This window comes from Ideonella margarita, assembly GCF_038066635.1.
GTDB lineage: Bacteria > Pseudomonadota > Gammaproteobacteria > Burkholderiales > Burkholderiaceae_C > Ideonella > Ideonella margarita.
The window spans coordinates 20,164-34,212 of record NZ_JBBUTI010000001.1; the positions used below are offsets into that span (position 1 = coordinate 20,164).

15 protein-coding genes are annotated in these 14,049 nt (G+C 68.7%); 9 read left to right on the plus strand and 6 right to left on the minus strand.

Annotated elements, in window-relative coordinates:
• The first annotated feature begins 50 nt into the window (after nt 1-50).
• A complete protein-coding gene (locus AACH00_RS00090; protein ID WP_341396899.1) occupies nt 51-947 on the plus strand; it encodes a phosphoribosylaminoimidazolesuccinocarboxamide synthase in 897 nt (298 codons plus the stop codon).
• Nucleotides 948-956: 9 nt separating this feature from the next.
• Entirely contained in the window at nt 957-2,066 is a 1,110-nt protein-coding gene (locus AACH00_RS00095; protein WP_341396900.1) for a tetratricopeptide repeat protein, read from the plus strand.
• A gap of 20 nt (nt 2,067-2,086) precedes the next feature.
• On the opposite strand, the gene AACH00_RS00100 is transcribed toward AACH00_RS00095, so the two are convergent.
• The gene (locus AACH00_RS00100) at nt 2,087-3,055 is read right to left on the minus strand and encodes a tetratricopeptide repeat protein (protein ID WP_341396901.1); all 969 of its coding nucleotides are present in this window, start codon (nt 3,053-3,055) and stop codon (nt 2,087-2,089) included.
• Nucleotides 3,056-3,181: 126 nt separating this feature from the next.
• Between AACH00_RS00100 and purE the strand changes: the two genes are divergently transcribed.
• The 4 genes from purE to AACH00_RS00120 are packed head-to-tail and all read left to right on the plus strand — an operon-like array spanning nt 3,182 to nt 6,833.
• Nucleotides 3,182-3,646, plus strand: coding sequence for a 5-(carboxyamino)imidazole ribonucleotide mutase (gene purE, locus AACH00_RS00105; protein WP_341397453.1), 465 nt, complete (start codon nt 3,182-3,184; stop codon nt 3,644-3,646).
• Nucleotides 3,643-4,815, plus strand: a complete 1,173-nt coding sequence (locus AACH00_RS00110) for a 5-(carboxyamino)imidazole ribonucleotide synthase (RefSeq protein WP_341396902.1) — start codon at nt 3,643-3,645, stop codon at nt 4,813-4,815. The genes purE and AACH00_RS00110 overlap by 4 nt, the downstream gene beginning before the upstream one ends.
• A gap of 2 nt (nt 4,816-4,817) precedes the next feature.
• Nucleotides 4,818-5,810, plus strand: a complete 993-nt coding sequence (locus AACH00_RS00115; protein WP_341396903.1) for an L-threonylcarbamoyladenylate synthase — start codon at nt 4,818-4,820, stop codon at nt 5,808-5,810.
• A 39-nt stretch (nt 5,811-5,849) separates the two neighbouring features.
• Nucleotides 5,850-6,833 (plus strand): SGNH/GDSL hydrolase family protein, encoded by a 984-nt coding sequence (locus tag AACH00_RS00120; RefSeq protein ID WP_341396904.1) that lies wholly within the window; start codon nt 5,850-5,852, stop codon nt 6,831-6,833.
• Nucleotides 6,834-6,898: 65 nt separating this feature from the next.
• Here AACH00_RS00120 and dacB read toward each other — a convergent pair whose 3' ends face one another.
• Nucleotides 6,899-8,335 carry a D-alanyl-D-alanine carboxypeptidase/D-alanyl-D-alanine endopeptidase gene (gene dacB / locus AACH00_RS00125; protein ID WP_341396905.1) on the minus strand — a complete coding sequence of 479 codons (1,437 nt, stop codon included), beginning with the start codon at nt 8,333-8,335 and terminating at the stop codon, nt 6,899-6,901.
• Between the two features lie 79 nt (nt 8,336-8,414).
• Here dacB and tsaB point away from each other — a divergent pair, with 79 nt between their 5' ends.
• From tsaB to AACH00_RS00140, 3 genes are read left to right on the plus strand one after another with little or no spacing between them, the layout of a single operon-like run.
• Nucleotides 8,415-9,137: a tRNA (adenosine(37)-N6)-threonylcarbamoyltransferase complex dimerization subunit type 1 TsaB gene (tsaB, locus tag AACH00_RS00130; RefSeq protein WP_341396906.1), complete on the plus strand. Its 723-nt coding sequence runs from the start codon at nt 8,415-8,417 to the stop codon at nt 9,135-9,137.
• Complete coding sequence (gene rimI / locus AACH00_RS00135) at nt 9,134-9,655, plus strand: ribosomal protein S18-alanine N-acetyltransferase (protein WP_341396907.1); 522 nt, start codon at nt 9,134-9,136, stop codon at nt 9,653-9,655. Before tsaB ends, rimI begins: the two co-directional genes overlap by 4 nt.
• On the plus strand, nt 9,652-10,539 hold the full coding sequence (locus tag AACH00_RS00140) for a uracil-DNA glycosylase (protein WP_341396908.1): 888 nt from the start codon (nt 9,652-9,654) through the stop codon (nt 10,537-10,539). The genes rimI and AACH00_RS00140 overlap by 4 nt, the downstream gene beginning before the upstream one ends.
• On the opposite strand, the gene glmU is transcribed toward AACH00_RS00140, so the two are convergent.
• The 4 genes from glmU to AACH00_RS00160 all read right to left on the minus strand — a co-directional run bounded on the left by glmU (nt 10,520) and on the right by AACH00_RS00160 (nt 14,046).
• Nucleotides 10,520-11,908 (minus strand): bifunctional UDP-N-acetylglucosamine diphosphorylase/glucosamine-1-phosphate N-acetyltransferase GlmU, encoded by a 1,389-nt coding sequence (glmU, locus tag AACH00_RS00145; protein ID WP_341396909.1) that lies wholly within the window; start codon nt 11,906-11,908, stop codon nt 10,520-10,522. The genes AACH00_RS00140 and glmU overlap by 20 nt on opposite strands.
• A gap of 107 nt (nt 11,909-12,015) precedes the next feature.
• Entirely contained in the window at nt 12,016-12,642 is a 627-nt protein-coding gene (locus tag AACH00_RS00150) for a DUF4136 domain-containing protein (protein WP_341396910.1), read from the minus strand.
• Between the two features lie 43 nt (nt 12,643-12,685).
• On the minus strand, nt 12,686-13,648 hold the full coding sequence (gene ttcA / locus AACH00_RS00155) for a tRNA 2-thiocytidine(32) synthetase TtcA (protein ID WP_341396911.1): 963 nt from the start codon (nt 13,646-13,648) through the stop codon (nt 12,686-12,688).
• Entirely contained in the window at nt 13,648-14,046 is a 399-nt protein-coding gene (locus tag AACH00_RS00160; RefSeq protein ID WP_341396912.1) for a dihydroneopterin aldolase, read from the minus strand. The genes ttcA and AACH00_RS00160 overlap by 1 nt, the downstream gene beginning before the upstream one ends.
• Nucleotides 14,047-14,049: the final 3 nt, after the last annotated feature.

Sequence of the window (14,049 nt, forward strand, 5' to 3'; positions counted from 1 at the left end):
ATCGGCGGGCCTGCACCTACAATCCACGGCTTCATCAAGATTGAAAAGCCATGGATTCCGCGCTGCACGAAAGCTCCCTGCATTCCCTGCCACTGCTGGCCCGTGGCAAGGTTCGAGACAACTACGCGGTCGGTGAAGACCGGCTGCTGATGATCGCCAGCGATCGTCTCTCGGCGTTCGACGTGGTGATGGGCGAGCCCATCCCCGGCAAGGGCGCCTTGCTGACCCGCATGGCCCTGTTCTGGTTCGACAAGCTCGGCCACATCGTCCCCAACCACCTGACCGGCGAAGATCCGCTGTCGGTGGTGGCTGCCGATGAAGTGCCTCAGGTGCGTGACCGCGCCATGCTGGTCAAGCGCCTGAAGCCGCTGCCCGTCGAGGCGGTGGTGCGCGGCTACCTGGCCGGCTCCGGCTGGAAGGAATACCAGGAGAGCCAGTCGGTGTGTGGCGAGAAGCTGCCGGCCGGCCTGAAGAACGCCTCCAGGCTGCCGCAGCCCATCTTCACCCCGGCCACCAAGGCTGAAATGGGTGACCACGACGAGAACATCTCCTACGATCAGATGGTCGGCATCATCGGTGCCGAGCTGGCTGGCAAGGTGCGTGAAGTCTCGATCCGCCTGTACACCGAGGCTGCAGCCTTCGCCCTGACCAAGGGCATCATCATTGCCGACACCAAGTTCGAGTTCGGCCTCGATGAAGACGGCACGCTGACGCTGATGGACGAGGTGCTGACGCCCGATTCCTCGCGCTACTGGCCGGTGGAAGGCTACAGCGAAGGCGTGAACCCGCCCAGCTACGACAAGCAGTTCGTCCGCGACTGGCTGGAGCAGGCGACGGTGAACGGCGCCCTGTGGGGCAAGACGGCTCCGGCCCCGGCGCTGCCGGCCAGCGTGATCGAGCACACGGCATCGAAGTACCGCGAGGCGCTCGACCGCCTGACGGCCTGATCGCCGACCATGGCGTCTCGTGTCATTGAAAGCCTGGATCTGGCGATTGCCCGCGCCGATCAGCCCCTGGCCCGAGAGTGCCTGAAGGCTGAGCGCGCCGGCGTGCTGGCGCGCCACGGTTTGCTGGCCGATGCCCGCTTCGCCCTGGCGGGCGTGAAGACCCAGGCCTTGCGCCACCGCTCGCCGCAACTCAGCGGCTGGGTGAACCTGGCGGAAGGCCTGATCGAGCATTTCGAGTCGATGGCGCCTTCGGCCCATGACCGCTTTCAGCGCGCGTATGCGTTTGGCGGCACCTCGGGTGACGTGCGGCTGCAGGCGCTGGGCGCGGCGTGGCTGGCCATTGGCTGCCTGAACCGCTCGCAACTGCAGCAGATGCAGACGCACCTCACGCAGGCGATGCTGCTGGCCGCCCCCGACAACCATGCCGCGTGGGCGCGCCTGGCCCTGGTGCTGGCGGATTCACTGCGCTACGCCGGTGACGACGATCGTTCGCAGTACTGGTACCTCAAGGCGCGTGGCCACGCCATCGCCGAGGGCGACGGTTCGATGATCAGTGTCATGCTCTACAACATGGCCGCGATGCGCTCGGGCGCCATCGGTCTGGAAGATGCGTTTGGCCTGGCTGACGCCGACCGGGCCGGCAAGGCGCTGATCGAAAGCGAATCCACGGCCAATTACGACACCGGCCGTGGCAACCATGCGCTGGCGTCCGCACACTCGGTGCTGCGGGCCCAGTTGCTGACGGTGCAGCAGCGTTTCGAAGAGGCGCTGGCCTTGTTCGACGCCCATCTGGCACGCGCCAGCCATGAGGGCATGGCCCCGCGCGAGGCCCGCTTCCTGGCGGACCGTGCCTGGTGCCGCGCCCAGCTGGCCAAGCTGCCTGAGGCGCTGCAGGACGTGCGGTTGTCCGAGGCCGCGCTGCCGCGCAACAACGACGCCGATGACCGGGCCGCCACGCATGCGCGACTGGCCCGCGTGCTGGGCCTGTGCGGCTTGCCGCAAGAAGCGGCTGCGCACCAGGCGCTGGCCGATGAGGCTCTGGTGGCGCATCAGGCCAGCCAGCGCGAGATGCTGGACGCGGTCAACGCCGTGTTGACGAACGCACCGGCGGGCCGCTGATCAGCCCGCCCCGGTGCTGATCAGAACAGCGCCATGCTCAGCTTGCGGCGGTACTGGTCCAGCACCGGATCCGCCGGCGTCACGGCCGCCTTGCCAGTCAGTTCCAGCGCGCCCTTGCCGGCGGCGTCCGGTCCGCCCTTCGGTGCCGGCTTGGTCATCAACTCCAGAATGGCCACATAGGTCTTGCGTGCCAGTTCCTGGTTCCAGGACTTGTCGCGCATCAGGATTTCCAGCAATTCGTCCATGGCCGCCGTGAGGTGGCCTTGGGCGAACAGCGCTTGCGCCGCCTCGAAACGGGCTTCAAAGTCGCGCTTGTTGGCGCTGATGGCGGCGGCCAGCGTCCGCGGATCGCGGGCCTTGGGCGCAGCCTCCGCCGCCTTGAGCCAATGCTCGACCGCCGCGAAACGGCCGTCCACCATCACCTTGGTCGCCAGCGGCGTAAACACTTCGCGCGCCTCTGCAATTCGCGCCGGCTCGTCGCGGCCGGCTGTCAGCAGCACCTTCAGATAGTCCAGCTGAGCCTGGTCGCTGTCCGGGGCCAGCTGCAAGGCCTGGTGCAGCTTGGTGATGACCGCGTCCAGGCCACTGCCTTCCTCAGGCGGCAATTCGGCTTCGGCTTCCACCGGCTCTGCGTCACCTTCCAGCGCATCGGCACCTGCGATGTGCTTGCCCAGGAAGCCGCGGATGTCCGCTTCAGGAATGGCGCCGACAAAGCCGTCCACCGGTTGGCCCTGGTTGAACATCACGCAGAACGGGATCGAGCGCACGCCAAAAGCCTGGCTCAGCTGGCCGGCAATTTCGGGTTGTTCGTCGCTGTTCAGCTTGGCCAGGATGAAGCTGCCGCCGTACTCGGCTTCCAGCTTTTCAAGCACCGGCCCGAGCGACTTGCACGGGCCGCACCACGGCGCCCAGATGTCCAGCAGCACCGGCTGTTGCATCGACGCGTTGATCAGGTCGGCTTCGAAATTCTGGAGGGTGATGTCGATCATGTGGGGTTCCGCCGCGGTATCGAGAGAGCAAGTAAAGCCGTCAGCAACAAGCGCAGCCTAAAATCCGAGTTTTGAGATCCGGAGCAAGAAGCCTTGAGCAGCGCCTCTCCCGTCGTTGGCATCGTCATGGGGTCGTCCAGTGATTGGGACACCATGAAGCTCGCCGCCCAGATTCTCGCCGAGTTCGGCGTTCCCCACGATGCCCGCGTCGTGTCTGCCCACCGCATGCCGGACGAGATGTTCGACTATGCCGAGGCCGCACAGGGTCGTGGCCTGCAAGCCATCATTGCCGGTGCGGGCGGTGCTGCGCACCTGCCTGGCATGCTGGCGGCCAAAACGGTGGTGCCGGTGCTCGGCGTGCCCGTGGCCAGCCGGCATTTGCAGGGGGTTGATTCCCTGCACTCCATCGTCCAGATGCCCAAGGGCATTCCGGTGGCCACGTTCGCCATCGGCACGGCCGGTGCGGCCAATGCGGCGCTGTTCGCGGTGGCCATGCTGGCCAACCGTGACGACGCCCTGCGCGCTCGCCTGGAAGCCTACCGCGCTGCCCAGACCGAAGTCGCCCGCAACATGACCCAGGACCTCACATGAGCCAGCCCCTGCGGCCCGGAGCCACGCTGGGTGTGATGGGCGGCGGCCAGTTGGGCCGGATGTTCGTCCACGCGGCCCAGACCCTGGGCTTCCGCACCGCGGTGCTCGACCCGGATGCCGCCAGCCCCGCTGGCTGCGTCTCGCACGTGCATGTGCAGACCGACTACCTGGATGCCGCCGGCCTCCAGGCGCTGGTGAACGCCGCCGATGCGGTGACCACCGAGTTCGAGAACGTGCCCGCCGCTGCGCTGAACACCCTGGCCCAAAGCCGGCCGGTGGCCCCCGCCGGCGCGTCCGTGGCCATCTGCCAGGACCGCGCGGCCGAGAAGGCGCATTTCGGTGCGTCGGGCGTGCCCTGCGCCCCCTACGCCGTGATTGCCACCGAAGCCGATCTGGCCGCGGTGGATGCCAACCTGCTGCCCGGCATCCTCAAGACGGCCCGCATGGGCTACGACGGCAAGGGCCAGGTCCGGGTGTCGACGCCCACCGAGTTGGCCGCCGCCTGGCATGACCTGAAGCAGGTCACCTGCGTGCTGGAAAAGCGCCTGGGCCTGCTGCTGGAACTCAGCGTGATCGTGGCGCGCGGCGCCGATGGCCAGATCGTGCATTTCCCGGTGCAGCAGAACCTGCACCTCGGCGGCATCCTGGCGGTCACCACCGTGCCGGCACCGGATGTGTCGCCGGCGCTGGCCGCGCAAGCCGTGACCCGCGCCAGCGCCATCGCCGCTGAAATGGGCTACGTCGGCGTGTTGTGCGTCGAGTTCTTCGTGGTCGATGACGGCCAAGGCGGACAAGCGCTGGTAGCCAATGAAATGGCGCCGCGCCCGCACAACTCGGGCCACTACACCATCGATGCCTGCGACCTGTCGCAGTTCGATCTGCAGGTGCGCACCATGGCCGGCCTGCCGCTGGTGCAGCCCCGCCTGCATTCGCCCACGGTGATGCTGAACCTGCTGGGCGACCTGTGGTTCACCGCTGGTGCTGAAGAGACCGAGCCCGCCTGGGAGCGCGTGCTGGCACTGCCCGGGGTGCATCTGCACTTGTACGGCAAGACCAGTGCCCGCCCGGGCCGCAAGATGGGCCACCTGACCGTGACCGGCGCCACGCCGGAAGCGGTGCAACTCGTCGCCACCCAGGTGCGCGACATCCTCGGCCTGCCGGCGGCCTGAGCATGACCATTCTCCAAGCCGATGCGCCGGGCGCGGTGGCAGCCGCGGCCGCCGTGCTGGCGGCTGCCGAGCTGGTGGCTTTGCCCACCGAAACCGTGTATGGCCTCGGCGCACGCGCCGATGACGACGCCGCGGTGGCCAAGATCTTCGCCGCCAAAGGCCGGCCGTCGGATCATCCGCTGATCGTGCATGTGGCCGACGAAGCCGGTGCCCGCCAGTTCGCGTCGGTCTGGTCTGAGCGCGCGGCCAAGCTGGCGCAAGCCTTCTGGCCCGGCCCGCTGACCCTGATCGTGCCGCGCTCGCCGGGCATGGCTGCGGCTGCGGCGGGTGGGCAGGACACGGTCGGTGTGCGCTGCCCCTCGCACCCGGTGGCGCTGGCGCTGCTGCGCGCCGCCGCCAGGCTGGGCGTGCCCGGCGTGGCAGCCCCCAGCGCCAATCGCTTCGGCCGGGTCAGCCCGACGCTGGCCGCGCATGTGGCCGAAGACTTTCCGGCGGACCTGCTGATTCTTGATGGCGGCGCCTGCGAGGTGGGCATCGAGTCGACCATCATCGACTGCAGCCGCGACAAGCCGGTGCTGCTGCGCCCAGGGCAACTCGGCCGCGACCGCATCGAGGCCGTGCTGGGTGAGCCGGTGGCCGACCGTGACGCCGCAGCGCCTCGCGCTTCCGGCACGCTCGAGGCGCACTACGCGCCGCGCGCCAAGGTGCGGCTGATGCCGGCCGATGCCCTGAAAGCCGCCGTCGAGGTACTGGGCTCCGTGGGCGGACAGGCCGCGCCGGTGGCGGCGGTATATTCCCGAACGTTGCCGCGCGGGCCGGCCGGCCTGCCGTGGCGGGCCATGCCGAACGATGCCAGCGAGGCGGCCCACGAATTGTTTGCTGCACTGCGTGAACTTGATCTCACCGGAGTGCCTCTGATATGGATCGAAACCCCTCCGGCGGATATCGCCTGGGAAGGTGTTCGTGACCGACTGCAACGCGCAGCCGCGGCCTGATCGCCGCGCTTGAGCGACCCTGAATTGACTGGAGCAAGAATGATTGTCTCGAACCGGGCCCTCGGCCTGCTGCGCACCCTGGGTGCCGTGATGCTGGCTGGCAGCCTGCTGGCCTCGTGTGGTGGCAGCACCTCGCAGCTGGATGCTTTCAGCCCGAGCCGCCTCGTGGTGCTGGGCGATGAAACCAGCCTGCTGCGCACCGATGGCGCCAAGTATTCGGTCAATGCCATCGACACCGCCGACGCCGACGCGGACGGCAACGTGACCGAAGTGCTGTGCTCCAGCAAACTGATCTGGGTGCAGTCGCTGGCCAACTATTTCGGTCTGGTGTTCGACGGCTGCAAGTCCAGCACCTCGACGGCCACGGCCACGGCACTCAACCAAGCGGCGTATGGCGCCGGTGTGGCCGAGACGGAAGCCCAGCTGAAGGCGTTCAACGACAACATCGCCCATGACTCGCTGGGCGACAAGGACCTGGTCACCGTGCTGGTCGGCCTGCACGACATCCGCAACGTCTACCTCGACGGCAATTACGCCACTGAAACGCAGCGCAGCGCCGAAATCGCCGCTCGCGCCAAGCGTGTGGCCGCCATGGTCAACAGCATCGTCAGCAAGGGCTCCAAGGTGCTGGTCAGCACGGCCCCGGACATCGGTCTGTCGCCCTGGGCGCTCGGCTTGGGCAGCAGCGAAGCTGCCGAGATTTCGCGCCACGTGGCCACCTTCAACACCAACCTGCGCCTGGGCCTCGAAAACGACGGCAGCAAGATCGGCCTGTTGTTGTTTGATGACCTGGTGCGCGCGGCCGTGAGCCTGCCTGGCACCTACGGCTTCTCGGACGTGTCGAGCCTGGCCTGCGTGGACGGCCACCGCGAGACGCTGCTCTACACCTGCACCACCGCGACGATGGCTGCCACCGGCGCCGACACCGCCTACCTGTGGGCCGATGGCTTCCACGTCGGCTCGACGATGCAGTCGTACCTCGGCTCCCAGGCCGTGACCCGCGCCACGAACAACCCGTTCTGACGCACCTGGCCCGCCTCGGCGCGGGCCTGGTCTGGGCGCCGGAATCAGGCGCGCAGTGTTGCAACTCAGCGTTGCCGCTCCGGCGCATCCGCAATCGCCCACTGGACGACCGCGTCCAGCGCCGGGCGTGCGGCCCCTGCATTGGCGTGGTTCACCACCGCCACCACCACATACCGCTTGCCGGTGTTGCTCAGCACATAACCCGCCACCGCCGCCACATCGCGCAGCGAGCCGGTTTTCAGATGTGCCCGCCCGCTGGTCGCCGTCGAGCGCCGCAAGGTGCCGTCCTGACCACTCACCGGCAGGGAGCTCATCAGCTCGGACATGACCGGGCTGCTCCAGGCCTGTTGCAGCAGGCGGGCGATCAAGGTTGCTGATACCCGCGTTTCGCGCGACAGGCCGGAGCCATTGTCGATCACGCTGTCGGCCACCGCCGCGTCACCGAAGCGATTCAGCATCCAGCGTTGCAGGGTGTCGCGGGCATCTTCCGGGCGCACGGCGCCGGCGCCGGCACTGGGCCGGTTGGCCAATGCGAGGCTAAGGAAGAGCTGCTCGGCCATCACGTTGTTGCTGAACTTGTTGATGTCACGCACCACCTCGGCCAGGGCAGGGGAGATGGATTCCGTCATCAGCCGGGCACCTTCAGGCCCGGCACCGTCGCGCACCGCGCCCCCCAGCTTGCCGCCAAGCTCCAGCCAGATCTGCTCCACCAGGCGCGCGTTGTAGCTGTTGGGGTCGGCATAGGCCATGGGCCAGGTTTTTTCGCCGCAACTGGCCGGATAGGCACCGGCAAAGCGCATGCGGGCGGCGTCGCCCGTCTGGGCCTTCAGGGCCGTGCGCCAGTCGTCGCAGGGGCCGCCGGCCAGGGGCACGCTGGTGTCGGTCGCTACGCCGGCCAGCGGCGGGTCGGTGCCAATCACCGCGCGGCCGCGGGCGGCGTCGGGCGTGAAGGTGTAGGTCACGGCCTTGAAGTTCAGCATCAAGGCGTCCGGGCGCACGTTGTAGGGGCGGGTCGGATCGCCGTCAAACTCGGCCGGGTTCACGTTCGGCAGGTTGAAGGCGCCGCGGTCGAGCCAGATGTCGCCGCGGATTTCCTTCACCCCCAGTTGCTGCAGGCGGCGCAACAGCAGCCAGACGCGCTCCACGACCAGCTTCGGATCACCGCTGCCGCGCACGATGACCGAGCCGTCCAGCACGCCGTCGCGCAGCGTGCCGGTGGCCAGCAGGGGCGTGCGCCACTGGTAGGCGGGGCCGAGGCTGTCGAGCGCCGCATAGGTGGTGAACAGCTTGAACACCGAGGCTGGGTTCACGGCCTTCTGCTCGTTCAGGGCCAGCACGCGGCGGCCGCTGCCCACTTCCTGCACCATCACCGCGAGGGCAGATTCAGGCACCTTGGCGCGGCGCAGGGCTGCTTCGGCTTCCGGTGGCAGGCCCTCGCCACGGACGGCCGTGGCCTGCGAAACGAACACGATGGCCAGGGCGACAAGCGGGCGGATCCTCATGGCGGGAATCATCGCACGGCTACACTTGAGGGATGCGCCGCGCCCCCTTCCCAGACACCCCTGCACCGAGGCTGCGCCCATGAAGTTGCTGGCTCTGGACACCGCCACCGAACACATGGCGGTGGCGCTGGTCACGGCGCCGGGAACGGCGCTCACGCGCAACCTGCCCGGTGGGGCTGCGGCCAGCTCGCAACTCATTCCGCAGGTGCTGGCGCTGCTGGCCGAAGCCGGTCTGCCGCTCTCGGTGCTCGATGCGGTCGCGTTTGGCCAGGGGCCGGGCGCCTTCACCGGTCTGCGCACGGCTGTGTCCGTGGCCCAGGGGCTGGCGTTTGGTGCCGGCCTTGGCGTGTTGCCCATCGACAGCCTGCTGCTGGTGGCTGACGACGCACTGGCCCAGGCCGCCGGCGACACCGTGATGCACCAACCCGGCTGGGTGCTGATGGATGCCCGCATGGACGAGATCTATGCGGCCCGGTACCAGCATGACGGCCGTGGCTGGCACGTGCTCACCGCACCCGCCCTGTACGACCTGACCACGCTGCACACGCTGTGGGCGGCTGAGGCGCCGGCCTGGGCCTGCGGCTCGGCACTGACCGCCTTTGACGGCCGGCTGGCGCCGGGCACGGCCCGCTGCTGGCCCCACATCGCTGATCGCGCTGCAGCCCTGGCGCGCCTGGCGGAAGCAGCACTGCAGGTCGGCCCCTTGCTGCCCGCTGAAGCTGCGCTGCCGCTCTACCTGCGTGACAAGGTGGCCCTGACCACCGCCGAGCGTGAAGCCGCGCGACGGGCCTCTGCCGCATGACGCCAACGCAGCCCTTCCGGCCGATGACGGTGCAGGACCTCGATGCCGTGATGGCCATCGAGCAGCGCGCCTACGCCTTTCCCTGGACGCGCGGCAACATCACCGACTCCCTCGCCGCGGGCCATGAGGCCTGGCTGCTGATGTCGACGCCTGAGGCCACTGACGCCACCCGCCGCGCCGACCGACCCGCGCCCGAGCTGCTGGGCTACTACCTGGCCATGCCGGGCTTTGAAGAATTGCATTTGCTCAACATCACCGTCCGGCCCGAGTTGCAGGGGCGTGGCCATGCCCGCACCATGCTGACGCATTTGTCCGAGCGTGCCGTGGCGCTCGCGTCGCCGTTGCTGTGGCTGGAAGTGCGCGAGAGCAATGCCCGCGCCCGTGCCTTGTACGAGCGCTGGGGCTTCGAGACCGCCGGCCTGCGCAAGGGCTATTACCCCGCCGGCCATGGCCAGCGCGAAGACGCGATCGTGATGCGGCTGGCCCTGCAGGCCGATGAACCCGAGGCGAGCCCATGACCTGGACAGCGCGACAGCAAGCCATGCTGAAAGTGATGGGGCTGGCCGTGTGGTCGCCGCCGTCGGCCTTGTCGCATGCCGAATCGCTGGATGCGGTTGAGGTGGCAGACACAATCGACAGCGCGCCACCGGCCGAGGCCTCACCGCCGCCATCGCCATCGTCCGTGCCCGTGACGCGTGACCGCGCACCGGCTGGCACCGCCGCAGCCGCACCGGACGAGCAGGCCGCGCCCACCCGCGCGCCGGCACTCAGCCCGTCACCAGCGCCTGACGATCGCGCGCGCCACATCCTCACCTTGTCGGTCGACGCCCTGACGGCCGATATCCAGGCTTGCCAGGCCTGTGCGCTGGGCGCGCAGCGTCGCCACGCCGTGCCCGGAAGCGCGCTGCTGCCGGCCGATTGGGCGGTGGTGCTCGCGCCGCCGCAAGACGCTGACAACCAGCAAGGCGAGGTGTGCGTCGGCCCCAACGGCGTGCTGCTCGACAACCTGCTGGCCGCCCTCGGCCTGGCCCGTGAGGCGGACGACGTGGCGCAGCGCGTCTTCGTGACGCCCGCCGTCAAGTGCCACCCGCCGCGCGACCGCGCGCCGGAGGCCGCCGAGGTGGCGCAGTGCCACCCCTATCTGGCGCGTCAGCTGGCCTTGGTCAAGCCGCGGGTCATCATCGCCATGGGCCGCGTGGCGGCGCGCCAGTTGCTGGGCGTGGACGAGCCGCTGGGCAAGCTGCGCGGACAGGTGCACCAGTGGCAGGGCGTGCCGGTGGTGGTCAGCATCGAGTTGCAGATGCTGATGCGCCAGATCCCCGAGCGGCCACGCGCCTGGGCCGATTTCTGCCTCGCGGCAGAGGCCCTCGCGGGCCAGCCGGTCAGGCCTTCGGCGGCTTGACCGGGCGCTGCCAGCCGGTCAGCGAGACCTGCTTGGCGCGTGCCACGGTCAGCTGGCCCGGCGGCGTGTTCTTGGCGATGGTGGAGCCGCCGCCAATCGTGCCGCCCGCGCCCAGCGTCACCGGGGCGATCAGCACGCAGTTCGAGCCCACATGCACATCGGCCTCGATGGTCGTGCGGTGCTTGTTGGCGCCGTCGTAATTGGCCGTGATGCTGCCGGCGCCGAAGTTCACCCGCTCACCCACGGTCGCGTCGCCCAGATAGGCCAGGTGGTTGGCCTTGGCGCCGTTGGCCAGCTGCGAGTTCTTCACCTCGACGAAGTTGCCGATGTGCACCTCGGTGCCCAGCACCGCACCCGGGCGCAGCCGCGCAAACGGACCGATGAGCGAGCCGGCACCGACCTGCACGCCGTCCTTGTCGCCGTCGATGTGGGTGAAGGGGTGGATCACCACGCCGTCGCCGATCACCGCATTGCGGATCACGCAGTGCGCGCCGATGCGCACCTCGTTGCCGAGCGTGACCGTGCCCTCGAAGATGCAGTTGATGTCGATCTCGACATCGGTGCCGCAGTGCAGCGTGCCGCGCTGGTCAAACCGGGCCGGGTCGGCCAGGCGCACGCCGGCGTCCAGCCAGGCGTCGGCCTGGCGGCGCTGTAGCCGGCGCTCCAATTCCGCCAGCTGCGCCGGGCTGTTCACGCCAAGCACCTCGGTGTCGTCACTGACGCTGGCGCTGACCACCGGCACGCCATCGGCCACGGCCATGGCCACGATGTCGGTCAGGTAGAACTCGCCCTGGGCGTTCTTGTTGTCGAGCGCCATGACCCAGCGCTTCAGCGCCGCGGTGGGCGCGGCCATCATGCCGGTGTAGACCTCGCGGATGCCGCGCTGCGCCTCGCTCGCGTCCTTGTGTTCGACGATGCCGAGCACCCGGGCGCCGTCAGGCGTGCGCAGGATGCGGCCGTAGCCGGTGGCATCGTCCAGCGTCACCGTGAGCAGCGCCAGGGCCTGGCCGCCGCTGGCTGCGGCCAGCGCGCGGGCGGTGGCCGGGGCGATCAGCGGCACATCGCCGTTCAGGATGAGGGTGGTGGTGGCGGCGTCATCGAGCAGCGGCACGGCCTGCTGCACGGCGTGGCCGGTGCCGAGTTGCGGCATCTGCCGCGCGAACACGCGACCCGGGCCGGCGGCCGACGCTTCCACGGCGGCGGAACCATGGCCGGTGATGAGCACGGTCTGCTGCGGTGCCAGTTCATGGGTGGTCGCCAGCACATGGTGCAGCAGGGGTTTGCCCGCCAGCTTGTGCAGCACCTTGGGCAAGGCAGAGCGCATGCGGGTGCCTTTGCCCGCAGCCATGATCACGACGTTCAGCGACATGCTTCATTCACCAGGTTGCGCCGCCGGTGAAGCCCGGCGGCCAGCCTGTGATTATCGACGCCAGTCGGGCACTTGTCCGGCCCGGCACCGCGCCTGTCGCGGGGGCGTCAGGGCAGCACGACGCTGACGTTGTGCGGCTCGCCCTGCACGGCCGGGAAGTCCTTCAGCGCGGCGCTGAACAAGGCGCCCAGCATCATCGTGCCGCCTTCGGTGGCGCCGTCGTTGCTGGCGCGCGCTTCATACAGGGCTTCACCGCTGCGGCGGTCGCGCAGCAGCACGGCCACTTCGCGCTGGAACTCGGGGCGCACCGGCACCATGGTCCAGCGCCAGCCCGGACGCGACCACGGCGTCATCGACCAGCGCGAACCCCAGGCCGGCGCCCAGAACGGGTCGTCCCAGGGGGAGCGGTCCTGGCGCGACACCCGGGCGCCCAGTTGCACCATCACGTCGGCATCGGCGGGCTTCTCGGCCAGCTTGAAACCGGCGGCTTCCAGCGCGCGGGCGGCTTCGGTTTCGATCTGCAGCTGCTGCTCGCCACGCGCCTGCTGCGAGGGCAGCCGGTCGAAAGCGTAGGTGCTCGCCTTGCGCTCCGTCGGCCAGGTGCCGAAGGTGCTGACCTCGGCATTCACGGTGTTCAGGGCGGCGCAGCCACCCAGACCCAGCGTGACGGCGGCCAGCAGCGCGGCCGCGCCTCGGAGGGCGCGGCGGGTGGCGGGGGATTGGACTTCTTGCATGAGAGGCTCCTCGATGTTGGTGCGGCCCCTCGATGCGGGGCCGTCAGTCGCGGATCAGACGAACCGGCTGCACGGCGGCACCACCTGCCGGGGCGCCACAGTCATCTTCGTCTTCGTCAAAGGCCTTGTCACCCTGCGGATCGGGGCGGCCTGTAGCTCTGACATCGACAAAGGGGAAAAGTTTCGTGTCCATCATGTGCGACAGGGTGATGTTACCCATCGCGCTGAACATGTTCTCCACCCGACCCGGGTACTGCTTGTCCCAGTCGCGGATCATCTGCTTGATCTGCACGCGCTGCAGGTTTTCCTGGCTGCCGCACAGGCTGCACGGGATGATCGGGAACTCGCGGTGCACGGCCCACTTTTCCAGATCGGTCTCGGCCACATAGGCCAGCGGGCGGATCACCACATGCTCGCCGTTGTCGCTCACCAGCTTGGGCGGCATGCCTTTCATGCGGCTGCCGAAGAACATGTTCATCAGCAGCGTCACCACCATGTCGTCGCGGTGGTGGCCCAGCGCGATCTTCGTGGCGCCCAGCTCCTTGGCCACACGGTAAAGAATGCCGCGCCGCAGCCGCGAGCACAGGCTGCACATCGTCTTGCCGGCCGGGATGATGTTGGTGACGATCGAGTAGGTGTCCTGCTCCTCGATGTGGAAGGCCACGTCGCGGCTGCGCAGGTAGTTCGGCAGCACCTCCTCCGGGAAGCCGGGCTGCTTCTGGTCGAGGTTGACCGCGACGATGTCGAACTTGATCGGCGCACGCGCCTTCAGGTTCAGCAGGATGTCGAGCATGGCGTAGCTGTCCTTGCCACCCGACATGCACACCATCACCTTGTCGCCGTCTTCGATCATGTTGAAGTCGGCGATGGCCTGGCCCACCTGGCGGTGCAGGCGCTTGCTCAGCTTGTTGGCCTCGAACGCCGCCTTGCGGGCCTTGCGTTCGGCTTCGCTGACAGCGGCGTCGTCGGCCGGCAGGGCCTCGCGCGCGGAGGTGTCGCCAGACATCAGGCCATCTCCTTCATGCCAAACACCTCGCAACCCACCGACTCGCAGTCCGGGTACACGTCCGGCTTCTCGGTCGAGACCCGCGCGGCGCGCACGTTCGGGTGCGCCAGCATCAGGGCCAGGGCGTCGTCGCACAGGGTTTCCTGCAGATGGATGTGGCCCTTCGAGACCCGCTCGGCGATGGTGCGGCGGATGAAGTCGTAGTCGAGCACTTCGTCGAGCTCGTCGGCGCGCGGCGTGGAGGTGGCCAGCGGCACGTACAGATCGACGTTGATCAGCACGCGCTGCTCGCCCTTCTTCTCGAACTCATGCACGCCGATGTTGATCCACACCTCGTAGTTGCGCAGGAAGAGGCGGCGGCAATCACGCAGGCCGGGATGGAGCAGGGAAGTTTGCATGGG